At 52.6% G+C, this 26,690-nt stretch carries 23 protein-coding genes; 5 read left to right on the forward strand and 18 right to left on the reverse strand.

All coding sequences use genetic code 11. The annotated features are described in order from the left end of the window. Window positions 1-4: 4 nt before the first annotated feature. Together EDC33_RS09790 and pxpB are read right to left on the reverse strand one after the other, a co-directional pair. Window positions 5-991, reverse strand: a complete 987-nt coding sequence (locus tag EDC33_RS09790; RefSeq protein WP_124011021.1) for a 5-oxoprolinase subunit C family protein — start codon at window positions 989-991, stop codon at window positions 5-7. Next, window positions 991-1,710: a 5-oxoprolinase subunit PxpB gene (gene pxpB / locus EDC33_RS09795; protein WP_124011022.1), complete on the reverse strand. Its 720-nt coding sequence runs from the start codon at window positions 1,708-1,710 to the stop codon at window positions 991-993. Before pxpB ends, EDC33_RS09790 begins: the two co-directional genes overlap by 1 nt. A 90-nt stretch (window positions 1,711-1,800) precedes the next feature. On the opposite strand from pxpB, the gene EDC33_RS09800 reads away from it, so the two are divergent. After that, entirely contained in the window at window positions 1,801-3,066 is a 1,266-nt protein-coding gene (locus EDC33_RS09800) for a Zn-dependent hydrolase (RefSeq protein ID WP_124011023.1), read from the forward strand. Window positions 3,067-3,115: 49 nt separating this feature from the next. Here EDC33_RS09800 and EDC33_RS09805 read toward each other — a convergent pair whose 3' ends face one another. Beyond that, window positions 3,116-4,789: a M20/M25/M40 family metallo-hydrolase gene (locus EDC33_RS09805; protein WP_124011024.1), complete on the reverse strand. Its 1,674-nt coding sequence runs from the start codon at window positions 4,787-4,789 to the stop codon at window positions 3,116-3,118. A gap of 169 nt (window positions 4,790-4,958) precedes the next feature. On the opposite strand from EDC33_RS09805, the gene EDC33_RS09810 reads away from it, so the two are divergent. Beyond that, on the forward strand, window positions 4,959-7,214 hold the full coding sequence (locus EDC33_RS09810; protein ID WP_124011025.1) for an ATP-binding cassette domain-containing protein: 2,256 nt from the start codon (window positions 4,959-4,961) through the stop codon (window positions 7,212-7,214). 62 nt (window positions 7,215-7,276) lie between these two features. Here EDC33_RS09810 and EDC33_RS09815 read toward each other — a convergent pair whose 3' ends face one another. From EDC33_RS09815 to EDC33_RS09865, 11 genes are all read right to left on the reverse strand, one after another. Then, window positions 7,277-8,146: a DMT family transporter gene (locus EDC33_RS09815; RefSeq protein ID WP_124011026.1), complete on the reverse strand. Its 870-nt coding sequence runs from the start codon at window positions 8,144-8,146 to the stop codon at window positions 7,277-7,279. Between the two features lie 209 nt (window positions 8,147-8,355). Next, complete coding sequence (locus EDC33_RS09820; protein ID WP_124011027.1) at window positions 8,356-9,633, reverse strand: TolB family protein; 1,278 nt, start codon at window positions 9,631-9,633, stop codon at window positions 8,356-8,358. A 136-nt stretch (window positions 9,634-9,769) separates the two neighbouring features. Continuing rightward, window positions 9,770-10,951 carry a diaminopropionate ammonia-lyase gene (locus tag EDC33_RS09825; RefSeq protein WP_170156396.1) on the reverse strand — a complete coding sequence of 394 codons (1,182 nt, stop codon included), beginning with the start codon at window positions 10,949-10,951 and terminating at the stop codon, window positions 9,770-9,772. Window positions 10,952-11,023: 72 nt separating this feature from the next. Next, window positions 11,024-12,475, reverse strand: coding sequence for a glycoside hydrolase family 32 protein (locus EDC33_RS09830; protein WP_124011029.1), 1,452 nt, complete (start codon window positions 12,473-12,475; stop codon window positions 11,024-11,026). Window positions 12,476-12,488: 13 nt separating this feature from the next. Beyond that, window positions 12,489-13,895: a sucrose-specific PTS transporter subunit IIBC gene (locus EDC33_RS09835; RefSeq protein ID WP_124011030.1), complete on the reverse strand. Its 1,407-nt coding sequence runs from the start codon at window positions 13,893-13,895 to the stop codon at window positions 12,489-12,491. A gap of 96 nt (window positions 13,896-13,991) precedes the next feature. Continuing rightward, window positions 13,992-14,978, reverse strand: coding sequence for a LacI family DNA-binding transcriptional regulator (locus tag EDC33_RS09840; protein ID WP_124011031.1), 987 nt, complete (start codon window positions 14,976-14,978; stop codon window positions 13,992-13,994). A gap of 169 nt (window positions 14,979-15,147) precedes the next feature. Then, on the reverse strand, window positions 15,148-15,360 hold the full coding sequence (locus EDC33_RS09845) for a DUF6366 family protein (protein WP_031546491.1): 213 nt from the start codon (window positions 15,358-15,360) through the stop codon (window positions 15,148-15,150). Window positions 15,361-15,814: 454 nt separating this feature from the next. Then, complete coding sequence (locus EDC33_RS09850; RefSeq protein WP_124011032.1) at window positions 15,815-16,783, reverse strand: alpha/beta hydrolase; 969 nt, start codon at window positions 16,781-16,783, stop codon at window positions 15,815-15,817. A 55-nt stretch (window positions 16,784-16,838) separates the two neighbouring features. Continuing rightward, the gene (locus tag EDC33_RS09855; RefSeq protein WP_124011033.1) at window positions 16,839-17,498 is read right to left on the reverse strand and encodes a DUF6320 domain-containing protein; all 660 of its coding nucleotides are present in this window, start codon (window positions 17,496-17,498) and stop codon (window positions 16,839-16,841) included. After that, entirely contained in the window at window positions 17,495-18,772 is a 1,278-nt protein-coding gene (locus tag EDC33_RS09860; protein ID WP_124011034.1) for an alcohol acetyltransferase, read from the reverse strand. The genes EDC33_RS09855 and EDC33_RS09860 overlap by 4 nt, the downstream gene beginning before the upstream one ends. A 39-nt stretch (window positions 18,773-18,811) precedes the next feature. Then, complete coding sequence (locus EDC33_RS09865; protein WP_124011035.1) at window positions 18,812-19,657, reverse strand: putative RNA methyltransferase; 846 nt, start codon at window positions 19,655-19,657, stop codon at window positions 18,812-18,814. A gap of 410 nt (window positions 19,658-20,067) precedes the next feature. Between EDC33_RS09865 and EDC33_RS09870 the strand changes: the two genes are divergently transcribed. The 3 genes from EDC33_RS09870 to EDC33_RS09880 all read left to right on the forward strand — a co-directional run bounded on the left by EDC33_RS09870 (window position 20,068) and on the right by EDC33_RS09880 (window position 22,616). Next, window positions 20,068-20,535: a hypothetical protein gene (locus tag EDC33_RS09870; RefSeq protein WP_170156397.1), complete on the forward strand. Its 468-nt coding sequence runs from the start codon at window positions 20,068-20,070 to the stop codon at window positions 20,533-20,535. A 271-nt stretch (window positions 20,536-20,806) separates the two neighbouring features. Beyond that, on the forward strand, window positions 20,807-21,283 hold the full coding sequence (locus EDC33_RS09875; protein WP_188358206.1) for a MarR family winged helix-turn-helix transcriptional regulator: 477 nt from the start codon (window positions 20,807-20,809) through the stop codon (window positions 21,281-21,283). Continuing rightward, entirely contained in the window at window positions 21,270-22,616 is a 1,347-nt protein-coding gene (locus EDC33_RS09880) for a dihydrolipoyl dehydrogenase family protein (protein WP_124011038.1), read from the forward strand. The genes EDC33_RS09875 and EDC33_RS09880 overlap by 14 nt, the downstream gene beginning before the upstream one ends. Before the next feature lie 44 nt (window positions 22,617-22,660). Here EDC33_RS09880 and EDC33_RS09885 read toward each other — a convergent pair whose 3' ends face one another. From EDC33_RS09885 to EDC33_RS09900, 4 genes are all read right to left on the reverse strand, one after another. Next, window positions 22,661-23,098 carry an SRPBCC family protein gene (locus EDC33_RS09885; protein ID WP_124011039.1) on the reverse strand — a complete coding sequence of 146 codons (438 nt, stop codon included), beginning with the start codon at window positions 23,096-23,098 and terminating at the stop codon, window positions 22,661-22,663. A gap of 30 nt (window positions 23,099-23,128) precedes the next feature. Then, window positions 23,129-24,175, reverse strand: coding sequence for a 5-methylcytosine restriction system specificity protein McrC (locus EDC33_RS09890; protein ID WP_170156398.1), 1,047 nt, complete (start codon window positions 24,173-24,175; stop codon window positions 23,129-23,131). After that, the gene (locus tag EDC33_RS09895) at window positions 24,168-25,811 is read right to left on the reverse strand and encodes an AAA family ATPase (protein ID WP_124011041.1); all 1,644 of its coding nucleotides are present in this window, start codon (window positions 25,809-25,811) and stop codon (window positions 24,168-24,170) included. The genes EDC33_RS09890 and EDC33_RS09895 overlap by 8 nt, the downstream gene beginning before the upstream one ends. Window positions 25,812-26,005: 194 nt before the next feature. Next, window positions 26,006-26,683: an RluA family pseudouridine synthase gene (locus tag EDC33_RS09900; RefSeq protein ID WP_124011042.1), complete on the reverse strand. Its 678-nt coding sequence runs from the start codon at window positions 26,681-26,683 to the stop codon at window positions 26,006-26,008. Window positions 26,684-26,690 lie beyond the last annotated feature (7 nt).

Raw genomic sequence — 26,690 nt, forward strand, 5'->3', positions numbered from 1 at the left:
CCGATCACCTCTCCATTATTCTTTTCAGCTTGCCTGCTGTCGGTCTGACATGGGACCTGAAGTCATTGTTGACCTCAAGATAGCCGCCGTCCCTTATCTTTTCCATTTCATCCCGGTAGAGCGTCGCCGCCTCCTCCACCGATATTTCTTCGAACTTCACCGTGTCCCCCGGCTGCTTCTGGACCAGCTTGGGGATGTCGACGCGTGCCACGGTGGCGATGCGTGCATATCCGCCTGCCGTCTGCCTGTCGTTCAACAGCACGATCGGCATGCCGCCTTTCGGCACTTGTACGCTGCCGAGCTGGGTGGGCTCGGACAGTACATCATGTCCACCTTCGGCAACGAGTTCCGGTCCGTCGAGGCGGTAGCCCATCCGGTCGCAATTCTTCGTCAGCGTATAGCCTTCACCGGACAGCTTCCGCCGCATCTCTTCACTGAAGCGGTCATACTGCTGGCCGGGGATGACCCGGACCGCTTCCGCCTCTTCGATTGCGCTGATTCTGAATGGTCGCGGCGCAGCGGCCGCATCCCCGGTACCGATGACATCTCCCGCCTGGAGCGTACGCCCATGATAGCCGCCAATGCCGCTTCTGACATGTGTCGAGGCACTGCCGAGCACGGGCTCCACCTTGAAGCCTCCGGCCGCTGCGAGATATGTACGCGACCCATCTTCGGCAGCCCCGAACTCGATCAGGCTCCCCTTGAATACTGGAATCGGCACACCTGTGGAGAATTCCTCCCCATCGACCTTGAGTGCCATATCGGCACCGGCCGCCGCAATGACCGTGTCCTTCATCACTTCAAAAGATGCCCCCTGCAAGGTCATTTCGAGACCAGGCGCATTCTCATCATTACCGAGCAGCTGATTGGCCAGCATGAATGCACGGTAGTCCATCGCACCGGCTGGGGAGAACCCCTCCGCCTGGTGGCCGTAGCGTCCAAGGTCCTGGACCGTCGTGTAGAGTCCCGGATTCTTCACTTTGAGCACCATTATCCGCCCCCTTTCACTTCATATTTGACTTCGTATTCACCGGAGGCGATTTCTTCCTCAATACGTTTGTATTCATCCTCATCGATCGGACGGTAGATGATGCGGTCGCCCGCTGCGTAGAGAATCGTCTCCTCACGGCCGGGATCGAACAGGGGGACCGGCGTGCGTCCCAAAAGATTCCAGCCGCCCGGGGATTCGAACGGGTACATGCCCGTCTGCCTGCCGCCGATGCCGACCGATCCGGCCGGAATGCGTACACGCGGCGTCTCCAGGCGTGGTTTATGCAGTTTTTCATCCAGTCCGCCGAGATAAGGAAAGCCCGGCATGAAACCGAGCATATATACGAGGTATTCCTTGTCTGCATGCATGTCGATGACTTCCTGTTCCGACAGCCCGTTCTCCTCGAAGTTTCCGATGTCCGGCCCGTACTCCCCGCCGTAGCAGACGGGGATTTCGATGACCCTGTATTCGATTTCCTCCTCGAGGAGTGCCGCCTCATCGATGCTTTCCATCATTGCCTCAAGCGTCCCGGCATCCGTCCTGAAAATATCAAAATAGATGATGAGGCTCGTGTATGACAGGACGATCTCGTTGATGCCATCGCCCTCCATCCCTTCTATATGATGGCGCAGCGCCACAAGCTTCCTGTTGATCTTCTCATCTATTTCATCCCCCATATAGATGGTCAGTGCATTTTCCGCAAACTGCCTGATCTCCATTTTTTCATCCTCCTCTGAATATTCCCACTTTTATTATAAATGGTGATGGTATATTATCAAAGGACAAATAGGAGAAAAGGAGAATGAGCGATGACAAATGACTTCCTCGACAAGATGAAAGCTGAAACACTGGAGAGCGATTCCAGCCGCCGCCTCCACGCACGCATACTCGAAATTTCCGAAATCGGACGCACGGAGAATCAGGGTTCAAAAAGGATGGGGTACTCGGAAGACGAACTCGCGGCAAAGAACAAGGTGGCAGGCTGGATGGAGGAGATCGGCATGCGTGTACGCACCGACGGTGCCGGAAATGTATTCGGAAGATATGAGGGGAAGGATGATTCCAGAGTCTTCATGGCCGGATCCCATATCGATTCCGTCCCCGACGGCGGCCACTTCGACGGTGCTACAGGCGTCATCACGGCACTCGAAATCGCAACGCTGTGGCATGAGGCAGGATACAGGCCGAAATATTCCTACGAAGTCGTCATCTTCTCGGATGAGGAAGGCAGCCGCTTCGGCAGCGGATTGACAGGAAGCCGTGCATTCATGGGCATGCTCACTGAAGAGGAGATCAACAAGTACCGCGACCCTGACGGTCAGACGATCGATGATGTCCTAAGTGCCATCGGCTCGGACAGGGAGCAGTTCATGAAGGCGGAAGGCCCCGATCATCCGATTGAAATCTATGCCGAAGTACACATCGAACAGGCAAAGCAGCTCGAGCAGAAGGATCTGCCCGTCGGCATCGTAAGCGGCATCGCCGGTGCCACACGGACGAACGTCACCTTCCGCGGGGAAGCGGGGCATGCCGGCAGCACCCCGATGACCGAGCGCAAGGACGCCCTCGTCAAGGCATCTGAATTCATCAGCACCCTGCCGGAAGTCGCCAAGGGCATCAGCCAAGAAGCCGTCGCCACCGTCGGCAAGATGGATGTGAAACCCGGCGGCGTCAATGTCATACCGGGTGAAGTGAACCTCGTCGTCGATGCCAGGGATATCGATGAGGACAATCAGGCCAGGCTGATTGAAGCCGTTGCGAGACACGCTGAAGATATGGTCAAAGACAGTCCGGTCAGTGTTGAGGTCGACCTTACGACACGCGTCCTGCCGATCCCGGTCGATCCGGAAGTCATCTCCAAAATGGAGGAATCATTCAAAAGGCAGGACCTGCTTCCGGTCCACCTGCCGAGCGGTGCGGGGCATGACGCCATGAGCATCGGCACCGAGTTCCCGATCACCATGCTTTTCGTAAAGAGCATCAGGGGCATCAGCCACAACCCGGAAGAGTTCACCCATATCGAAGACCTGAGCAAAAGTGTCCAGGTACTGAAGGACTTCTTCGAGAACTACTAGAAGACGACAAAGACCGCATGCATTGGCATGCGGTCTTTACTATTGCCATCTATTCGGATTCGAGCACGCCTCGTAGGACACGGTTGGTCAGGTTCGGCATCACTTCGAGCGAGTAGGTCATCTCCATCCGCTCGAGCCGCTTGTGTCCATCTTCGCCATACGGGCCGATGTTGACCACGGGGATGTTCAGGTCGGCCACATCCTGGTAGTCGACATACAGCTTCTTTCCCCATGACGGGGTATTCGCGACCATATCATCGATTTCCGACATATCGTCGCTCATCGCCACAAAACTCATATCGGATATGTGCGGAAAGAAGTTTTTCGCCACAATCGGATGGCCATACTCTGGCTGCACCGCTTCGATTGCATCATCCAGTGCATCGAGCAGCCGGCGCTCGTTCTCCCGCTCACCCGTCAGGGCCACCCTCGGGGAATAGAGGGAGGAGTAGAAGACGATGATCGCCGGTCGCTTGTCCGGCATGAACTTCCATGCCTCCTCGACGACGCGGGCCGCAAGCATGCGTGAATCGAGGCTTTCATCCTCCTCAAGCGCGTCCTTGAAGTCCTTCATATGCTGTACATAATCTTCACCATGCGCCTCCTTGAGCAGCGTATCCATTTCATCATACGTATAGACCCTCGGTTCCCAGGTGACCTCCCGTCCCGGACGACCGCTCACCGCTTCGTATTTCCGGTAGCGTGTACGGAATGTTTCAATCGCATTCCGGAAGGCCGTTTCCGCCTGTGCCTTCAGCAGTCCGAGCACCTTCTCCGGCGACCAGGAATGAACGAAGAAGTTGTAGTACACATAGGATGCCAGCGCCGTCTGCACGGTATAGGACGGCTTCAGATCCGTCTGCTTGAGTGAGACCGGCGGCAGGGTCGCCTCTCCGAGCGCCACATCGCACAGGTCCGGGTTATAGCTGATCTGCCGAGTCAGTTCTGCTGCGATGAAGTTCGGGTCGAGTCCGTCGAATGCCGAGCCGACATGCGTCTCCTCCCCTGTGATGAAGAAGGATGGAAGCAGTTTGCCGACCGTCCCCTTGTATATGTAGCGGTTCTCGTCCCCCTCGTGGGCTGGTGCGACGAAATCGCTGTTGATGGCGGCGACGTACTCGAACCCCTCCTCCGACTGCCAGCGCTTCAATGTCTTCAGGGCAGACAAGATGCCGTGCGAACCATCCTCCTCGTCACATTCGGCGATGAAGACGATGTTGCCATCGAGTTGTTCCGGATTTGAGGCATAGTGGGTAAGCAGGTAGAGGTTGCTCGCCACCCCGCTCTTCATATCCAGCACACCCCGGCCGAAAAGCCAGTCATCCGACTCGAGCTGGGCCTGCACCGTCTCCGGCAGCCCCTCGCCCTTAAGATGCGCCATCCATTCATCGGGTCGGAATGCCAACTCCTGCTGCGCGCCGAAGTCCTCCACACCGACCGTATCCATGTGCCCCATCAGCACGACTGTACGGCGGCTGTTCCCTTTCGTCCCCCTGACATGCGCCATGACATTGTACCGCTTCCGCTCATCATTGACCGTCGGCTCCATGACGAGCTGCGCGGGGTTCGCTTCAAAATAGGGGTGTGACGCAAGCATCCCGTGGATGGATGCAGCAACCACCCGCTCCCCGTCCGTATTGACCTCACTCCGTATACCGACGAGCCGCTTCGTGATCGCCAGCAGCTCCTCCCGACAGTCGAGCCTTTCATTACCCTCTTCCATGAATATGCCTCCTTCTATGTATCGTTCGGTCTTTCATTGCCATGACACAATTATATCAATCCCCTTCCGCCGCCGCACCAGTAAAATATTTCGGCGATTCCCATTCACAGCCCGCTTCCATGTGATTTCCCCCTCCATTCGGGTACACTACAGGATGGAGGTGAGACGCATGTCAATGATACGAATAAAAGGCGCCAATCAGAACAACCTGAAAAATGTGAGCGTCGACATACCAAAGCATCAACTGACCGTATTTACGGGGCGGTCGGGTTCCGGCAAATCATCCCTTGTGTTCAATACGCTTGCCGCGGAATCGGAACGTCTGCTTAATGAGACATACTCGAGCTACATCCAGAACCAGATGACGCAGTATGAGAAGCCCGATGTGGACCAGATAGAGAATCTGCCTGTGGCCATGATCATCAACCAGAAGCGGCTCGGCGGGAACTCGCGCTCCACGGTCGGCACGATCTCGGACATATATTCCTCCGTGCGCCTCCTATGGTCGCGCATCGGTGAGCCGTTCGTCGGCTACTCGAATGTTTTCTCCTTCAATAATCCGGGTGGCATGTGTGAACAGTGCCAGGGGCTCGGCTATGTGGAGGACATCGACCTTGAGGAACTGCTCGACTTCGACCGGTCGCTCAATGAGGATGCGATCAAGTTCCCTTCATTCAGACCGGACAGCTGGCGCGGGAAACGCTACCTGTATACGGGGCTCTTCGATAACGACAAGAAGCTCAGGGACTATACGAAGGAGGAGATGGATACCTTCCTCTATACGAAGCCGACGAAGCTGAAGGATCCGCCGGACAATTGGCCGAGGACGGCGAAGTTCGAAGGCCTCATCCACCGCTTCAGGCGTTCATTCCTGCTGAACGACAACTTCGAGAAGAAGCGTTTCCTGGCCGATGTGGAGCGTGTCGTCACGAGCCGCAAATGCCCGGAGTGTGAAGGGAAGCGGCTCAACAGGAAGGTACTCTCGTGTAAAATCGACGGCCTCGACATTGCAGACTTCACTGCCCTCTCCATCGAGGAGGCGATTCCGTTCCTGAAGAAGCTGGATGATCCGAAGTCGGAATACATCATCCGTCCGCTGCTTGCACAGATGGAATCCCTCGCCTATGTCGGACTCAACTACCTGACATTGGACCGCGAGACGCCGTCGCTCTCGGGCGGGGAATCACAGCGCATCAAGCTGATCCGACACCTGAACAGTCCACTGTCGGATCTTGTCTACATCATCGACGAACCGAGTGTCGGGCTGCACCCGGAAGATATCGAGAAGATCAACACCATCATGCGCTCGATACGCGATAAGGGCAACACCGTCCTCGTCGTCGAACACGATCCGGATGTCGTCCGGATCGCCGACCACGTCATCGATATCGGACCCGGTGCAGGCCAGCATGGTGGCGAAATCATATTCACCGGCTCATACGAGGAACTGATGGCTTCAAGCACACCGACCGCAACCGCCCTCAGCAGGACGCATGGACTGAAGGCACATCCCAGGGAACCGGAAGGCTTCATCAGCCTCGAACACATCACTAAGAACAACCTCGAGGATGTCTCGGTCGACATCCCGAAAAATGTCATGTCGGTCATCACCGGTGTCGCAGGTTCAGGCAAGAGTACGCTCATCAAGGCCGGCTTCAAGAAGGACCCGGATGCGGTATTCATCGACCAGAAGCCGGTGCATGCCTCCAATCGGTCGAACCTGCTGACCTATATGGACCTCTTCGACGACATCCGGACATTCTTCAGTCAGCAGACGGGCCTCAGGAAGGGCATGTTCAGCTACAACTCGGAAGGTGCCTGTCCGGAATGCGGTGGCAAGGGGATACTCAAGACCGAACTTGCCTTCATGCCGGACTTCTCACAAGTCTGTGAAGTCTGTGGGGGAACGCGCTACCGGCCGGAAGCCCTCGAGGCGAAAGTAGATGGCTACTCCATCGCGGACATCCTCGCCCTGACTGTCGAAGAGGCGCTCGAGATATTCACGACGAACACGCACGTCATCAGCCGCCTAAAGAATATCCAGGACACCGGCCTGCATTACATGACCCTCGGCCAGTCCCTAGATACGCTCTCGGGCGGTGAAATACAGCGTGTGAAACTGAGCCGCCACCTCGACAGTGACGCCAGCGGAAAGGTCTTCGTCTTCGACGAACCGACGACCGGCCTCCACGAGGATGATATCCCGACCCTGCTCGACTGCTTCAGCCAGCTCATCGAACAGGGCAACACCGTCATCCTGATCGAACACAACCTGACCATGATGACCCATGCTGACTGGCTCATCGATGTCGGGCCTGGCGCCGGCATGCGCGGCGGGAACATCCTCTACAGCGGAGCACCTGAAGGTCTTCTTGATGTAGAAGGATCGGTCACCGCCAAGCATATCAGACGGTATATAGAATAGGAATGACCCGAAACCAAAAAAAGCATCCGACATACCCGTCGGATGCTTTTTCACGTATTCATCTATCCTGCCTGTTTGACACTGAGCACGGTGATCGTCACAAGGATGATCGCCATGCCGAGGATCTGTATGATCGCGAGCTGATCGCCGAGCAGCAGCACACCAAAGAGCGACGCCGTCACCGGCTCCACCATGGCGACCATCGAAGCCGTCGTCGGCGCCGTCCGCCGGACACCGATGACATAGATGATGAACGATACACCGGCACCCACTGCACCAAGCAGCAGGAACCACCATATGTCCCCGGAGGTCAATACACTCAAAGCCTCACTGATATCTATGAACCATACCAGGATGAGACAGAATGCGAAGAAGGCGATGGCAAGCACCGTCTGCGGGCTGCCGATTGCGGAAGCATTCTTGAAGCCGAATATGAACAGGGCATACGACAGGCCTGCAGCGAGTCCTGCCGCTACACCGAATATGCCGGTCGACACGGATGCCGGATCGTAGGCGCCCGTGAGCAGGACGATGCCTATGATGACCGAGGCGACACAGAGCCACTTGAACCATGTCGACTGTTCCATCCTGAAGAGGAAAGAAATCAGCAGGACGAAGATCGGTGCCGTATACATCAGTGTCGCCGCAACAGCCACACTCGACTCCTGGATCGCGAGGAAGTAGAAGGTGAAGTTCCCTGCCACCCCGATGCCGCCGACCACCGACCAGAGGTGGAAGCGCGGTGCAGTGATCCAGTTCTGCCTAAAATGGATGACGAACCATACGAAGAAGAATATGAACCCGACCGCCCCGCGGTAGAATGAAATCACAAGGGGGTCCCATCCCTTCTCCATCAATATATCCGCAATCCCCCCGCTGATGCCCCAGAACATGGCCGCCAGCATGACGAACACGAGGCCGGTGTATTTCATAATTGCGTCCTCCTGCCTTCCATTGATCACCAACCTGCAGTGTCAAATAGTCTGTGTTATCGCGTACCCGTAATTCAGCCGTTCTACACTTATGAATTGAAGGTTCGAGGATACAGGGAGGCAGCACGCAAAAAAAGGATGCGGACGCTTATCCTTCAAATGAAAACACCGCGGGACTCCTGTCAGGGAGACCCACGGTTTTCATTTTTCTACATGGTTTGATTGATTGAAGACACCCGCTTATGGATGAAGGCGAAAGCAAGCAGCACGACGGTGCATCCCAGGAGCCAGATCGCAATCATCATCAGCCCGATACCCATCCATGCGTTATTGAATGATGCGATGATCGAGCCGATGAGTGTGAATGCCGCAAGTGCTGCACTGACGATGGACGGCAAATATGTCCGCCCTTCCGTATGCATATAAAGGGTGGCAAGCCCGAACATCAGGAGATAAAGGATGGTCAGGGTCGCTGTATTGACCATCCGATCCACCACCGCTCCAGGCTGGAAGCCGCCTTCTGACTCCGGCAGGTCCATAGCGAGCGGCACCATTTCCTCTCCGTCATGGTCTGCAGTCATCAATTCGTATGATGCCGGCGCACCAGGCCAGTTCGGCTGTGCCAGAAAAGCAATCCGATCTTCGTCATGGAAGAACGCCGGTGAGGTGACGGAGGCACCATAATCCGTCACCTGCTGCGTGTCGCCACTTCCCATATCCATGAGGAAAAGTTCGTAGATGTACGTTCCGCCACCTTCCGGATTCGTCATTGTCGTATAGGCTGCCGAGCTCCCATCCGGAGAGAGGGTAACATTAAATGCCTCGCCCGGGAGTGGATCCCCCTCAAACGGCGTTTCTGCTCCGGTTTCAATATCATATGTCCGCAGCGCTGCACCCCGCATGCCGTCTATAAAATGAAGTGTACTGCCATCCTCTGATATATTGAGGCTATTCATATCCACGGCGTCCTTATCGGTCAGCTGCTCATGATCAGTACCCTCAGCACTGACCCGATGAATATCCATTCCATTCTCAGCCTTGCCTTCCTGCGCCAGCAGATCTTCTGCCGGCATGGCGATATAATAGAATGTTTCACCATCCGGCGACATGACCGCTTCAAATACATGCATGTCGGAGTCAGTCAGCTCCACCGGATCCGCACCCCGCTCAGGCAAGTAACGCAGCGTCTGGATTCGATCCTCGACGGTGGCGATGTAGAACAGTCCTTCCCCATCAGGTGTGAACGTCGGATGACTGTGATTTTCCGCTTCAGGAGATGTGAGTTGCGTTGTGCTGCCATCCTCCAAATTCCCGACATGAATCGACTCCCTGCCCTGGTCGAAATAGGAAAATGCCAACTGTTCATCATCCGGAGAGACGTCGATGGCTTCCCCGAGGCCCGTGTGATGGCGGGTTGGATCATTGTCACTCAACATACTGTAGGCAACCGATGCAGCGAACAGTACGGCCACTGCGCCGATCAGCACCAATAGCGTCTTTTTCCTACTGATAGTATCCCCTCCGTCAAATGATTGTAGTCTATCTCATAGCGGTTTCCAAAAATGAAGAAGCATCCGTGTTCATGAATATCTTCTCGCCATGATGGAATGACTATTCTAATACTCATAGCCTCCGAGTCATAACCCTTTCGTAGTTCGCGGCATCGGTATCGCCCTCGGTACTGATGAACAGGACATTTGAAGTGTCATCCAGTCCGAGCCGTTGGCTTTCCTCCTGATATTCTTCTTCCGTCATCAATCGATGGAATGCACCAAACGGTGCGGCACCGGATTCACCGGAGACGATGCTTTGATCGTCACCCTCAGGTCTTCCAAGCAGCCGCATGCCCCTGGCACTTGTCTCATCCCCGCAGCTGATGAAGGCATCGGCTGAGGCTTTCAGTATCTCCCAGCCCTGGATGCTTGGTTCGCCGCATGCGAGGCCGGCCATCATCGTGTCAAGGGCGCCCGTGACCCGCTGCGGGTCTCCGGAAGGGTTCTGGATCGAGCGATGGAAGCAATCGGCCTGGTCCGGCTCCACGACGACGATCGTTGGACCTTCTCCACCAGTCAGGTTGAAGAGCGCCGCTGCCATAGCACCGGCGAATGAACCGACACCGGCCTGCAGGAACACATGTGTGATGCCATGGAAATCATTCTTTCCAAGCTGTGACTGCACTTCCGTGATGATTGTCGTGTAGCCTTTCATGATCGAGAGCGGAATCTCTTCATACCCCGGCCACGCCGTATCCTGGACCAGCACCCAGCCGTTCTCCTCCGCCAGTGCGGCCACCCGTTCCACCGTGTCGTCGTAGTTCAGGTTTATGATCTCCGCTTCTGCTCCAAGCTCCCGTATCGCTTCCAGACGGGAGGCTTCCGATCCTTCCGGCATGAACACCTTCGCCTGTTGGCCGAACAACGATGCGGCCCACGCGAGCCCCTTGCCGTGGTTACCGTCCGTCGCCGTCGCAAATGTGACTGGCGGGCGGTTTTCAAGTGCAGAAAGGAGCCCATCAAAACCATCAAACTCCATCCCCTCATGATTCCTGAAGTATTCAGCCACCGCATAGATGCCGCCGAGCCCTTTGAAGGCGTTCAGTCCGAACCGCTTCGATTCGTCCTTCACATATATTTTCCCGACGCCGATACTGTCCGCCAAATCATTCAACTGGACCAGCGGTGTCTCATCATAACCCAGTACACTCCCATGGAACATCTTCACCGCTTCCAGCCGTTCCGGGTCGAAATGTTCAAGGAGCAGCGTGTGGCTGCCTTTCTTCTTGAAGCCATTCCATACCATCTGCATATCCATCCCTCCCCTTTTCCTCAATGATAACAGAAAAAAGGACCGGGTTTTCACCCGGTCCGATCATTACCATCAGTACATGTCGATCGTATTCTCTTTAAGGTTCCATACGGTCATCTCACACTGTACTGCCCCACGCGCCTTCAGTTCGATATTCCTTTCATCTACTTCAGGGAAGAAGCGGGATGAGCACACTTCCTCCCCGCCATTGACGAAGATCTCCACCGAGGAGCGGTCAAGGAATATGCGGAGGTTCGCAAGTTGTTCCAGTTGGAAGGCACGCTGCTCTCGCCCTTCTCCCGAAAACTTCCTTCTTTCGATGATGAAGCGTTGGCCATCGTAGATGACCCTCACATCATTCCTCAGAACCATCTCAAATCCATCCGTGATGTCATTCTTGAAGTCCATACTGATTTCACTGAGCGGTTCGATTCCGGCATGAAATGAGGTCTCGGGATTAAGCATGACCGCATGACTCACCCTCTCATCCCGCAGCTTTTGAAGTTCCGGAGCAGGGTTCTGAATCACCTTATCCCCTTTCATTTCAAGCACCCGCGGAATCGTCAGCCCATGGATCCAATTTCTCCCGATGGTCGGCTGATCCTGTTCATCATCATCCGTGATGCCCATCCAGGCAAGGAGGATGCGCCTCCCCGCTTCATCAGTGAATGTCTGCGGCGCGTAGAAGTCGAACCCCCGGTCGAGCTCCGTAAAATCTCCATGGTTGTAGGTGTACATGGATGAATCGAAGGCTCCGGTGAAGTATCCGGCCTGAAAGAGGTTATGGTACTTGTCCCCATCCGCTTCAAGCCCCTGTGGGCAGACGATGAGTATGTCCCTTCCATCCAGTTCAAACAGATCTGGACACTCCCACATGTAGCCGAAGTCGCCGAGCCCGTTGATGTTGCTGCCGGCGATCGGTCCGATGAAATCCCAGTCCACCAGGTTTTCAGAAGCGGCGATGACAGCTTCACCATGCCCTTGTTCATTCTGTGCCCCGAGGATCATCAGCCATTGCCCATCCGTTTTCCACACTTTCGGGTCCCGGAAATGTGGGGTGTATCCGTCAGGCAGATGGAGCACAGGGCCCTTCTTCCCGAAATGGATGCCGTCCTCCGACACAGCAAGGCACTGGTAGGTCGACCGTCTGTCCTCGTCATCCTTCACATTGCCGGTGTAGAAGAGGTAAATCTTCCCGTCATGTTCGATGGCACTTCCGGAATAGCATCCATTCTTGTCATACCACGCATCCGGCACGAGTGCCGCAGGCTCCAGTGTCCAGTTGATGAGGTCCCTTGATGTGTAATGGCCCCAGGCCTTCTTTCCATGTGTCGTTTCAAACGGGTTCCACTGGAAGAATACGTGGTAGGTCCCATTGAACTGTATCAGACCATTCGGATCGTTCAGCAGCCCGACAGGCGGCATCAGGTGATAATCGAGCCGATAAGGATCCATCTCAAGATTCTGTACATTATCGCTGATCTCGGCATCGATATGTGTCTGGTAGTCACTTTTCTGGTCCATTCCAAAACTCCTTCTACTCTTCAGTGATTTCTTCCGCCTTCTTATCGGAATAGCCGAACAGCCATGTCAACGTGAAGGCCACGCCGATTGCCACAACATTGACGAGGATGTACATGAAGATGTTTTCATTCAGATAGAGCAGCGTTCCCGGGATGACGGTAATCGCCATGCCAGTTCCCGCCAACCCTGAGATGGAGGCCACGAACCCGCCGGCGGCACCGCCGATGAGGCCCATGACGAACGGCCAGATGTAGCGCAGGTTCACACCGAATATGGCCGGCTCCGTAATGCCGAGGAATGCTGAAAATGACGACGGCAGCGCAAGCGCCTTGAGCTTCTTCGACTTCGTCTTCAGGCCGACGGCGAGTGTCGCGCCACCCTGGGCGGCAACGGAAGCTGTGATGATCGCATTGTACGGGTTGACGCCAAGCTCATCGAGCAGTTGGATTTCAAGCAGGTTGAAGATATGGTGCACACCGGTGATGACGATGATCTGGTTCAGACCACCGATCAGTATGCCGCTGATTCCGAAAGGCCAGGCGAGTACGGAGAGCGTCACATCCAGGATGACCCCTTCCAGCGCGTGGAAGATCGGACCGATCAGGAAGAGCGCCAGCGTGATCATGATGAGCAGCGTCAGGAACGGCGTGACTATCAGGTCCAGCGACTCCGGTGTCCTGTTCCGTATGAAGCGCTCCACTTTGGCCCCGATGATGCCGGCGATGAAGGCCGGCAGTACGGATGCCTGATAGCCGACGACGGGAATGAAACCGGCGAACATGATCGGCTCGACACCGCCGCCTGCAACATCCCATGCATTTGGCAGGGATGGACTGACGAGCATCAGACCAAGCACAAGTCCGATGATCGGCGTCCCGCCGAACACGCGGAATGTGGACCATGCCACAAGTGCCGGCAGGAAGATGAAGGCGGTATCCGTCAGTATTTCAGTAAACAGGATGAAGTTGTCCGAGATGTCATCGGCCGTCATGCCGAACAGGGCGAGTATCTCCTCCTGCAGGACGAGTCCGCGCAGACCCATGAAAAGACCGGTGGCAACGAGGATCGGGATGATCGGTACGAAGACATCACCGAATGCACGGATGGCCCGCTGGACGACATTACCCTTCTTGGCCCCCTCCTTCTTCGCTTCCGACTTCGTGGTGCCTTCGAAACCGGATTTGACCATCTCATCATGGATCCGGTTGACCGTGCCGGTCCCAAGGATGACCTGGTACTGCCCGGAATTGTAGAAGGCCCCTTTCACCTTGTCGATGTTCTCGACCGCCTCCTGGTCGATCTTGGTTCTGTCTTCTATGATCAGTCGCAGTCGTGTAGCGCAATGGGCGACGGAAGAGATGTTCTCCTCTCCGCCTACAGCTTCAATGATCTCTTTGGCGATTCTGCTGTTATCCGACATTTCAACACTCCTTTTTCTGAATTATATGAATTAGGGAATCGATTCCACATCTGCGGAAGAAAAAATGAAAGGCGCATGATTCCGCTTTCATTCTTACTATATACTATCGCGCTCAACCAACTTAAAGTCAAGTACTTTTTTATTCGGAATTTCCTTTTTCCCCTGCAGCAGCTGCATCATCGTGCGCGCTGCAACACTGCCCGCCTGCTCATATTCGTATTCGATCGTCGTCAGGGCGGGTTCGATGAAGCGTGACGTTTCGGAAGCGCCGATGCCGACGACCGCGATATCCCCGGGGATATCGTAACCTTGGCGCCTGATGCATCTCCACGCCCCGAGCCCCATCCGGTCGGTTGCGGCAAACACCGCATCCACCTTTCCAGGCCCTTCCAGCATCCGTGCCATCGCTTCATATCCGGAGTCTATGGAAAAGTCCCCGGTCTCCACCCAAGTATCTTCCACTTCAATGCCGTGCTTTGCCATCTCTTCCAGATATCCTGCCTTCCTCTGCATACCGACTGAATGGTCTGCTTCGTCCACACCGATGTAGCCGATCGACCGTCGTCCCTTTTCGATCAGCAGTTCCGTCATCCGGCGCGCTGCCGCATGATCATCGAAGATGACGGACGGCACACCTGTCATCTCCTGGCCGACTACGACCACGGGCACTTTGGACGCCTTGATTTCATCCACCAGTGTCTGATCCACATTCGTCGCGATGAGGATGATGCCATCCACCTGCCGGTTCTGCAGCAGGCGCAGATGTTCGATCTCCTTCTGCTGGTCGAGATCCGTCGTCGTCAACAGGATCTGGTAACCCACGTCTTCGAATACACTGTTCATCCCATTAACCGTTCGGGAAGAGGTGTCCGTGCTGATCTTGGGCAGTATCACCCCGATGATCTTCGTCTCCTTCGTCCGGAGCGATTTCGCATGCTGGCTCGGAACATAGCCCGTCTCCTCGATGACATCCATCACCCTTTTCCTGGCCTTCTCGCTGACATACCCCGTACTGTTGATCACCCGGGACACCGTCGTCCTTGAGACACCCGCCATTTCCGCTATATCGTTGATGGTTATCATTAGCCCTCACCTGCACTTCTCTATCTTCTACTGCCTTCATCATAACCGATATCGCGTCCATTTTGAATCCATTGCTGATGGTTTTTCTTCATCTGGCACCGTATTGAAGAAAGGCGGAGCGCAGTACGCGCCCCACCTCCGTCTTTGATGCATGGATCTGTCATGGGACTCAGAAAAAGACAAGACCGGCTACCAGCCCGATCACGAACAGCAGAATGAGCAGGCCAAGACCCTTCCAGCCGAGACTCCCTGCCATATCGGCCAGGCTGCCGCTGCCTGCCCGATCGGAAGCATCCTTCAGATTCCCTGCAGGATTGTTTTTCAACTCTTCCTGTCTTAGTCTTTCTCCTCTTTGTTCGGAAGTCTCTCTGTCCTTATGCATAATACAAACACCTCCTATGATAAATTCATTATCAGTATCCTCTTACCCAAAATTCATTAAACACTTTTTTCAAATGAAAGGAGATGCTCCTCAAATATATTAATCATCAACTATAGACGGGAAGACAATCCTTCTTATCAAATCTATAAGATATAAAGCAGGACAATAAACACCAAACTCAGAAATCAGGGTATAGAAAAGAAACTATATTGACCTCTGAGGATGATGGAAATGTTGGTATTATTTAGTTTTTTAGGAACTGTATTTGCTGTTATTGCGATTGGGTATTTAATTCAAACTGACAGATGGAAACAAAAATAGTCGAGACTGTAGTGAACCCAAGAGTTGAACATTAATTAAGCAATATTTTCAAGGGCCTGTCTTCTGTATATAGCAGAAAACAGGCCTCTTAATTTTGTTCTGGCTTTCCTATGGGTGTAGTAATCTATTATCTTCATTCCAGCGACTCCAATATCTTTCTCATCTTCCTGCGTGCATCTGCCCCTTCTGGAATCGGATACTGTGGGAAGACATGGTTCATCATCGGATATTCGTAGTATTCGTGGTCTACACCGGCTGCCTTGAGCATGCCGGCGAACTTCCGTGTATCGGGGAGGCAGATCTCCCGTTCCCCGACGAACATGTACAGTTTCGGCAGGCCTTCAATCGGCCCGTTGATCGGGGAGACCCGGTAATGGGCGGGGTCATGGTTGCCTGCCCAGATCCGCCCGATGACCTTCAGGTTCTCCGTCTTCAGCATCGGATCGAGCTTGGCATACTTGGCGATTTCGGGGTGCTCCATCGTGACATCGAGCCATGGCGAGATGACGATGATCCCCTTCGGTATTGGCAGTCCTTCTTCAGACAGCCATTGGGAGAAGCCGATGGCCAGGCCGCCGCCTGCAGAGTCCCCCATCAGCACCAGTGGTTCGGACGAATCTGCGAGGAGCTTCTGATATAGTGCTGCGACGGCGCTGTACGCTTTCTCAAATGAATGTTCAGGCGTCTTCGGATAGATTGGCACGATGAACTCGAGCCCCGTGTCCTGCACCATGCGGTCGAGGAACAGCCAATGGAACAGTGACGGCTGATGGATATAGCCGCCGCCATGCAGATAAAGGACCCGGCGGGCGCCCCTCTTATGCCGGGGACGCATCCTGTACACCTTCATCCCTGCTTCCTGGAAGTGTTCGATTTCCGAGCGCATGATGCCTTCCGGAATCCTGTATTCCTTACGGTTCTCCTTGAAATTCTTCGCAAGCATCTCCGCATCGACATCTTCGAGGTCGAAGTTGACGATTCTGATGATATCCTCGGCCAGCCTGCTGCCGACACTTCTACCTTCGATGAGGACTGCCCGTCCTACATAGGACAGGACACTCACCCCTGCCAATAAAGCTGTGGCCTTGAGCATTTTCTTCATCCAATCATTCCTTTCAGGTCATGTTGCTTCCGTCAAACGGGTCGTGCCGAATATTTTACAGGTGGAACCGGCGCCCAAGCTGCGTCATGAAGGCCTGGTTGGCGAAGACCAGCATCAGCGCAAATGTCGCCACCGCGTACAATGCCGCAACAAGGCTCGGCCATAATACTGTGGCCAATCCCGTCAGGTAGAGTACCGCAGGTACGAATCCAAGCCCGATCATCATCAGCAGAAAACTGACATAGCCCGTCCACTTCAGGCGCACCGTCACCATGATGATTGTAATCACCAGGATGCCCGCGATGATGAGGGCCGGCACGACATAGTCCACCGACCACTGCACGGCACCCGACATGGCATCTATGACGAGCAGCACGATGGTCAGGCTGATGACCTGGGCAGTGATCTTCCCGCCGATGTGCGAGGCCGAGAGGATCGTATGGCTGAGTGATACAAGCGCATAGAACACGGCGACCGCCACATAGAAGACCCACAGGAACTGCGGGAGGACGATGAGGTTGATGAAGAAGCAGACGAGTACGGCCAGGATGCCGATGAAAATCGCAAGACGCGATATGCGTGCGCGGATCCGCTGCTGCTTCCTGTCGTAATCAGGGTACCAGCGGATGGCCGCCTGTGCTTCTGACAATTCCGTTTGACACAACGGGCACCGCCTGTGCACCGTCATGACATCACATTCTGGACAACGGTTCATCGCTCCTCCCCCCATCGATTCGAATAGACCATGACTTCAAGCCCCGTCATCTGCCGCAGCCGACGGAAGAACGACCGGATGATGGTACTCTCCTCGATCGACCGGGCGAATGTCACGGTCAACTGGTCATTCAGTGTTCCGACACCGCAGTTGATCGGACTTTTCCTTGTGGGATAGAGGATGATTTCCATCCGTTCCACATGCGGTTTCATCGACTCGGGCAGAGCCAGATTCCCAAGGTTCGAAAGCGTCATCGTCTTGGCCCGTTCACCGATTTGATTGAACCCGAAGCGCATGATGGGATATTTCAGGAACACCGGTGTCGCACGTATGAACAGGCTGCTCTGGAGGGAGACGAAGCGGTTGATGCCCTGCTGCAGGCGCGCCTTATCCGTCTTCTCCACGAGCTGCTCCGTCACCGTTCCGATGATGTCATCAAACTGCATATAACCGTCCATCGGCACCCCGATATTGGCCACCGAAAAGAAGTTCCTCAACGTTTCGGATGGAAACGCCCTGCGCAGGCTGATGGGCAGCGCAATGACCACGTTCCCTTCAGGGGACCCCTGCCCGATCTTCTCTTCATGGACGACATCGATCAGGACACTTGTAAGCAGGCCGGTCAGCGATGTACCAAGGCTCTTGGCATGACGGTTGAGGGCGGAGGCATCGACCACACCGTGTACGACATGGATGCCCGGCGGATCGAGCGTCTTCCCTTCAATCTGATAGGCCTTCTCCCCCCGCTTCTCCGGCCGTCTGACCGAGTGCGATGTAGCATACCTTTCAAAACTGTCCTCCGTCTCTTCGCGCTTCGGCGAATCCTCAGGCCTGAGCACCTTATCATCCGCCGTGACATCATGCTCCTTGAGGCGCAGATACTGGTAGACCAGTGTCTTCAGGAATTCCATTGCACCCCCGCCATCCGTCAGGGAATGGAAGATTTCTACCGAAATCCGTTGCTCATAATAGAGGACACGGATCAGATAGGCATTGTTCTCCTTCCTGTCGATCGGGGCACAGGGATAATCCACTTCCTGCTTTACGAGCAGCTGTTCATCATTATGTTCCATGAAGTCCCAGAAAAGGCCCTTGCGCACCCGGACCGTGAGCGTCGGAAAGCGGACCGCCACGATATCAAGCGCCGACTGCAGACATTCCGGATCGACCTGCTCCTTCAGGATCATCGCCACCCGGAAGACCGACGAGTTCGTCGTATCGGAGACCGCATGGAAGATCTTGCCCGTGTTGTCTATCCTGTACCATTCATCCATGAGTCCGCCTCCCTTTCCATTTTTCATTCATCTATTTCATCATCTGCGCCCGACCAGTATTTCGAGATCGAGCGTCACTGTCTTCTCCGCGGCGATGAAATCATCCAGTTCACCGCTGGCATGGTTCCATGCCAACGGCGACATCTCTATCAGGTGTTCGAGTGCCATACGGTCGAGCGACATTTCATCCGTCACACGCCGCCGTTCCACAATCTCATAATTTTCCTCGAAAAGGGATACGGTGCCGGTGTTGTCATATGTCTCCCTGTCGGTATCCCTGTACAGCGCCTCACGCAGTTCCTTCAAGTATCCCGACTCCGGCACGACCTTCACGACCAGTCCGTCCGGTGAGAGGACGCGGTTGAACTCGGCATAGTTTGCAGGCGACAGGATATTCACGATCGCATCCATGCTCCCGTCCCGGATAGGCAACTTCGCCAAATCCCCGACGAACCATATGGATTGAGGGTAATACTTCGCTGCCAGCATGATGCCTTCCTTGGCAATGTCGACGCCGATGCCGACACCATCCACGCCGTCCAGTATCCGATCCAGGTGCGAGCCTTCACCGCTGCCTGCATCAAGCACCAGCGGCCTGCCCTGAAGCCTGCTGACGATCCCAGATACTTCTTCATGCATCTTGCGGTAGAACCCGCTTTCCAAAATGAACGCCCGCCGATGCTGGAACAGATTTTTATCATATTGTGTCTTCACCGGGCGGGTCATCATGTTCACATAGCCCTGCTTTGCGAAATCGAATGAATGATTGTTTCCGCACACGAGGCTTTTTAGTGCTTCAACATGCATTGCACCCCCGCATATCGGGCAGCGCAGCATGTCAGCATGCCCTTCGACCAATGCGGCCATCTGTTCTTTCTTCTTCATGGTTCTCCTCCGCTCCGTCATCTCTGTTGCCTTAATATTAGAGGTATTGGATTGATAATTCAATTACACTGTGATAATTCACCCGATCGCTCATGGAAAACATTTCACATATGCAAAAATAATGACAAATATTTACAAACCATTGTTTTGCAGTGTACTCTTGTCTATTCTGGAATAAAGGGGGAGATACATATGGAATACTTGGAAATTTTGCTGCCCATACTTTTTTTCACACTTGTCCTGATGTACATCAATCGTTCAAACCTATTCAACACCAGTGGAAAAAGGGCTGAGAATTCTCCTGCAGATATATTCCTTAAAGGGATACTCGGTATTGAAGTCATTGTATTGATCATTATTTTGTCATTACATTGGTACAGTCTATGATCATTCGACCCCTGTGAAAATTAATGAAAGAAGGTAATCAGATGAAAAAAGCATTTGTCACTTTATTCGTATTTTCAGCTTTGGTATTGGGTGCCTGTTCAGACACCAGCAATGAGTTGGAGGGAGAAGTCTTCAGCGTTTTTTCATGGACGCCTGACATTGCTCCCGGAGACATAGCCTCAGACAACCTCAACCCTTCTTCCAGTTTGGAATTCGATTTCAAATCATCGGATACAGTCGATGTAAGATCAGGAGGAGAGACATTTGAAGGAGATTATTCTTTGGAAAATGATACATTGAGTCTGGATTTGAAGAATGAAGATGGTGAAGAATCGTTGGCAATGGAATTCAGGGATTTTACCCCGCATGAACAGAATGAAAAATTATATACCGGCACCATTTCGAAGCTGGATATTAAAACGGATGGACGTCATAGGGTAGGCAGCAATTTTTCCTTGGATGGATATGTGGGGTTCTATAAAAGCAATTAAAACTTCTTGAATAAAATTTTTTATGAGACTGAAGGGAGAAAGTAAAATCCATTTCCTTAAAACCAATCTATACCTTCGCCTCCCTCCTGATATTCAACGTAATACCACAATCTGCAGGTTCAAAATGGACGAAGCATGCCGCTGAATGAAAGACTCCGGATACCAATCCGGAGTCTTTTTCTTTACAGGCATATGATTTGAATCCTGTATCCACCTGTCCTACACTTTAATCAATCGCGCACGATTAATTATTTAAAGGAGGGGTATATTCATGGAAGATATCAAACTCGCCAACCAGCTGTGCTTTTCCGTCTACAACACGAGTCGGCTGTTCACGAAGTTCTATCAGAAGGCCCTGTCGGAGTTCAATCTGACCTACCCGCAATACCTGGTGCTGCTTGCCTTGTGGGAGGAGGACCATCAGACGCTCCATCAGATCGGCAGACGGCTCCATCTCGAAAGCAACACGCTGACACCCCTGCTCCGCCGCATGGAACAGGCGGGCTGGATCATCCGTGAGAAGTCACCGCAGGACAAACGCCAGCTCGGCATCCGGTTGAAGGATAAGGGGCGTGATGCCAAAGAACCGATCCAACAGGCCATCGCGGACTGTCTTGGCCATGAACATCTTGATATTTCACAATATCGCGAAGCACATGAAACGATTGTCAAACTCGAAGAGACGCTGCGCACAGCCCTGGTGGAAAACACAGACAAAACAGAGGAGAATTTCAATGGCACAATATGATTATGATGTAACATTCATCGGCAGCGGACATGCTGCATGGCATGCGGCGATGACACTGAGGCAGGGGGACATGAAGGTCGCCATCATCGAAAAGGATACCATCGCCGGCACATGTACGAATTTCGGCTGCAACCCGAAAATACTGCTCGAAGGCCCGTTTGAAGTGCTCGAGGAGCTCGGCCACTACAAGGGCATCCTCGACCAGGATGTGAACGTCCACTGGCCGTCCCTCATGGAATACAAGAAAAAGGTCATCAACCCGATGTCCGATGGTCTGAAGCAGATGTTTGAACAGGCAGGCATCGACATCCATATGGGACACGGTATCCTGCAGGATGCCCACACCGTCGAAGTGGAGGGAGAGACATTCACCTCCGACAAATTCGTCGTTGCCACCGGCCAGCACAGCAACGCCCTCGACATCAAAGGCAGCGAACACACGCATACCAGCCGTGACTTCATGGATATGGAGGAGATGCCGAAGCGCATCACGTTCATCGGCGGCGGCATCATCACATTCGAATTTGCCTCCATTGCCGTGAAGACCGGTGCGGAAGTACACATCGTGAACCATTCCGATGATGTCCTCGGCGGCTTCCACCGCGGCCATGTCGATAAGCTCACCGGAAAGCTCGAAACTGAAGGCATCCAGTTCCACTACAATGAAGATACGAAAGAAATCGCAAAGGACGGCGACAGCTATATACTGAAGACCGAATCCGGCCTTGCGCTCGAAACGGACTATGTCGTCGATGCGACGGGCCGTGTACCGAATGTATCCGGCATTGGACTTGAGAACGCCGGCGTCAGGTTCACGAAGAAGGGCATCCAGGTTGATGAATACATGCGCACCGCCCAGAAGAATATCTATGCGAGCGGTGATGTGCTCGATAAGGATGTGCCGAAGCTCACACCGACGGCCACATTCGAATCGGACTATATCGCGGCACACATACTCGGCATCAATCCCGAACCGCTGAAGTATCCGGCCATCCCGATGGTGCTGTATACACTGCCTCGCCTGTCCTCCATCGGCATCACCGTCGAAGAGGCGAAACAGGATGACCGCTATACCGTGAAGACCATTCCGTTCGGAGAAAGGCTGCTGTTTGAATATAAGAATGAGACAGAAGCGGAGATGGACATCATCATCGATGACCAGAAACGCCTCGTCGGTGCTGAAATCTACGGCAATGATGCTGCAGACCTCATCAACGTACTGACATTCGCAGTCAACCAGAAGGTCACTGCCCAGGACCTCTCCACCATGATCTTCGCCTTCCCGAGCCCATCAAGCGGCGTCATCGATCTGCTCAAGTTCGAGCTTCTGTAATAATGTAAACAAAAACAGTCTGGAAAATATTTTCCAGACTGTTTTTATGTTTCCACTACATCCCCGAGTTTCTTCATCTGATGATCCAGCACCCGCTTCATGACAGGCTTTACCCCCTTCAGCACAAGCTTGTACCTACGGCTCTCGGTGTCGAAATGGCTCGTCACCCCAACCTTCGTCACGCCGCTTTCCAAAGGTTCAAGCCTGAAGTCCGAGATGATGTCTCCCTGCCTAAGGGCAGTCTTCACCTTGATGTACCGCTCCACTTCATATTCGATGATTTCCGAGCGGAACTGATATGTCCGGTTCAGCACCTTCATGCGCGTCCTGAACTTCGTTCCCACAGCCCGCTTCTCTTCTGTCAGGTATTCATTCCCTTCGAATATCGGGCTCCAGGATTTGAGCTTTTCGTCATCATTCACCACTTTGAAGATCTCTTCCGGTGTGGCATCCAACTCCCCTTCATAACGGTACAGTTCCATATGCATTCCTCTTCCCACATTGATTAGTCATCACTTTAAGCTACGTTCAGCCATTTCAAGCAGTTGTCCCTTCATCTTATGGAAATCGAGTGAAAGGTCCAGTGTCTCGATACGTATATTTTTACCTTTAATCATATACGAGTGGTTTGGCTGAACAGCTGTATTGGTCTTGGCATACAGCAGTAATCCACTGACTGTCTCCTCTTCTTTTTCATTATAGTTTTCCAAATAGGAAAATATCTGATACATGTTGCCCGATAGATGCTTCAGGGAGGATTTTTCATTGAAACTTGTCATGTTCTGCTGATAAAACTTTGTATCGATGATTAGGGTATTGGCCCCTTTCTTTAAAACAACGTCAGTTTTCATGACAGGCAATCCCTCTGAATAACCACCTGCTGTATCCCAGTTTATTTGCGGCCTATAGACCTTATAATCTGTTTCCTTCCTGTAGAAGTTGAACACAAACTTTTCGAATAGAGAAGATAATTGCTGCTCATCCTTAATTGCCTGTTGATTATGGGAGTAGCCATCCTCCCCCACCAACAACCCTTCATAAAGGTATTGGCACAGGTCAATTGGCAGCTGGTAGAACATGTTTTGGTTTGTAAACTTTATATGATTCCATAACTCAGTATCCAACGTGATTTCCTCTACATCCGTAAAAAAGACGAGCAGATTCCTCAACTTCTTCCTATGTTCAGTTCCGGTCTCCCCATGAACAGCGAGCTTCAGAAGCACTGATTTGAGGATCTGGTTCAGTAAATTGTTCTCAGTAAGCTCATCATACTGTACCGCAAGCTTATGCTTCATTGCATTGGAAGCGCCTATAGTCTTTCCAATATCAATCTTTCCCCGGATGAAGGTGGAGTCCTCTTTAACTTCCCGATATTCCTTCCACATTCCGCGTTTGACTATTTTGGTGGTGCTGATGATCAACAGCTCCGTATAAAGTTCAATCAGATTCTTGAATTTTTCAGCTGAATACGAAAACTCGTCTTCAATCTTCAATGAGCGATAGGCATAGCTGAGCATATAGAATATGTTTCTGATTGGAATGCCGGTCGGGTTATTCATCCAAGACATCCTTCAATTTATCGTATTCCGCCTCTACGATGTCCAAGTCGTCAAACCAATATTCTTCGAGCTGGGGCTTTATTTCATATTCCAATATTTCGTATAGGGCGTCCCTTGTATCTTCCTTTAGGGACGGGTCGATGAAATAGCTGTGCCCTATTTGGAAACCTGGCCCGAATGTGTCCTTTATCTTCCCATTCAACTGTTTGACTTGTGGGATGAAGCGGTTGATCAGAGAGGGGTTCTGATAACTTTCAATGAAGCTTTGGAACGTCTGTGTGTCAAATGCGGGCTCCAGATCGAAGAAGGCGAACCTCCTTCTCAATGCGTAGTCGAGCATCGCCAAACTTCTGTCAGCCGTATTCATTGTACCGATGATGAAGACATTTTCCGGCACAGAGAACTTTCTTTTGGAATAGAGCAGGCTGATTTTCTGGCCCCGCTTATCCGCCTCGATCAGCATCATCAGTTCCCCGAAAATTCGGCTCATGTTCCCCCTGTTGATTTCATCGATGACGAAGAAGTAAGGGCGGTCGTCTTGGGACGCCTTATCACAGAAGTCGATAAATGGTCCTTCTGACAGAGAGAACCCTTCTCCATTTTCATTGGGACGGAATCCCTCTATAAATTCCTCATAGCTGTAGCTCTGGTGGAATTGCACAAAGCGAAGTCTAGACGCATCTTCTTCACCCATGAATGTATATGCTAGGCGATCCGCAATATATGTTTTTCCGACTCCCGGCGCTCCCCTTAGTATAATGTTCTTTTTGCGCTTTAGGAGCGATTGCAGACGATTGAAATCCGCTTCGTCCATAAAGACTTCTTCCAGAAAATCCGCTTTCACATACGAAGTGGCTCCCGTAACAGTTTCGGGTCTCGTTTCAAGGAATTTTATGAAACTCTCAATGCTGATATTTGCGGTTGAGATATGGTCAGTATAGACCCCCTCTTTCTGTTGGGAATCGACTTTCCCCTTAAGTGTTTTAAGCTGTTCAATTTCCGGGTCGTTGAATATGGAAATGGAGAAATCTGATTCCAGCTTCAGCAGCACATTGACCCTCGAATCTATATCTGTTTCGTCCAATGGTTCTCCATCCACCTCCCGCGTCTTAAGCCATTCCTTAAATTCCTTTTGCAGAATTGGCAAACCAGGGTTCCGCTTTTTTATAATATTTTCAAATTTGAAAAGCCAATCCGTATAGTCTGTGAAGTCGGTCAGAGTCTTTAAAGCAATCGGATCGTCAAGTTTCCACTCCCCTATCTCCAACCATGCTACCTTACGTGTATTTTTATATCCTTCCAATTTTTCATCGTACACATAATCTCCAGTAATGCGTCCCTTACCTATAATTTTTCGGGCCCCATTTTTAATATATACAATGTCTCCAGGCTTCATGACCTTATAAAATTCCCATGCAGCAAGTGATTTGTTCAAAGGTACACTATTCAACTTCTCATGCTTGATCATGGCGTCTTTTATTTCATCTTTACTTTGAAACTTGCTAAGGTCTCCCAAGTAGCCCCAACCGATAGCAATATAACCTTTTTCATAGAATTCATCCCAATACTCGGCACCCCTGCCAGGCTGAAACATCCAGTATTTGATGCCCTTCTCCAGTTGGAATTCACCTTCCATATTATGATCCCCCTTTGCTGACAATAAGAAGATAAGTTCTTCTAAAGAATATTGTCATTACAAGTATATATTTCTTCAATCATACCATCTTTCCCATCTCTGATTTAAACAGGAAGTATGTCTGTTTCCAGCACCTGAAGAAAACCAAAAGCCCCTTGGACTATTTCCAAGGGGCTGCATCATTTCGCCGGCTGTCATGACAGCTGGAACTTATTCCATGGATGGACGGAAGGTGGCGGGCAGTCGACGGATATGATTTCATCCTTTGTCGGATGCTTCACGCTGAGGCTGCATGCCCAGAGGGCGATCTGCTGCCCAACCTTGTTCATGTGGCGTCCATACTTCTGGTCGCCATAGAGCGGTGTGCCCTGGTTGGCCATCTGTACCCTTATCTGATGGGAACGGCCGGTCTGCAGCTGCACTTCAGCCAGACTGTGTTTCCCATCCTGATCGAGCACCCTGTAGTCGAGTATGGCTTCCTTCGCACCATTCTTTTTACGGTCGGCAACTTTGACGATATTCTTCTTCCTGTCCTTCCACAAATAATCAACCAGTCTTCCTGCCTTCCGCTTCGGCCGGCCATGGATGACGGCGACATACTTCCTGCCGATTTTCTGGCGCCGCAGCTCATCCGACAGGCGGGAGGCGGCCTTTGAAGTCTTCGCAAATACCATCGCCCCGCCCACCGGGCGGTCCAGCCTGTGGATGAGACCAAGATATACGTTGCCGGGCTTGTTGTACTTATCCTTTATGTACTGCTTCAGCATCTCCTGGAGATCCCTCTCCTTTGAGCTGTCTCCCTGAACCGGAATGTTTACAGGCTTTTCGACGATCAGAAGGTGGTTGTCCTCATAGAGTACTTTGACATGCACAGAATCT

Origin of the sequence: Salinicoccus roseus (assembly GCF_003814515.1) — a bacterium.
Taxonomy (GTDB): domain Bacteria; phylum Bacillota; class Bacilli; order Staphylococcales; family Salinicoccaceae; genus Salinicoccus; species Salinicoccus roseus.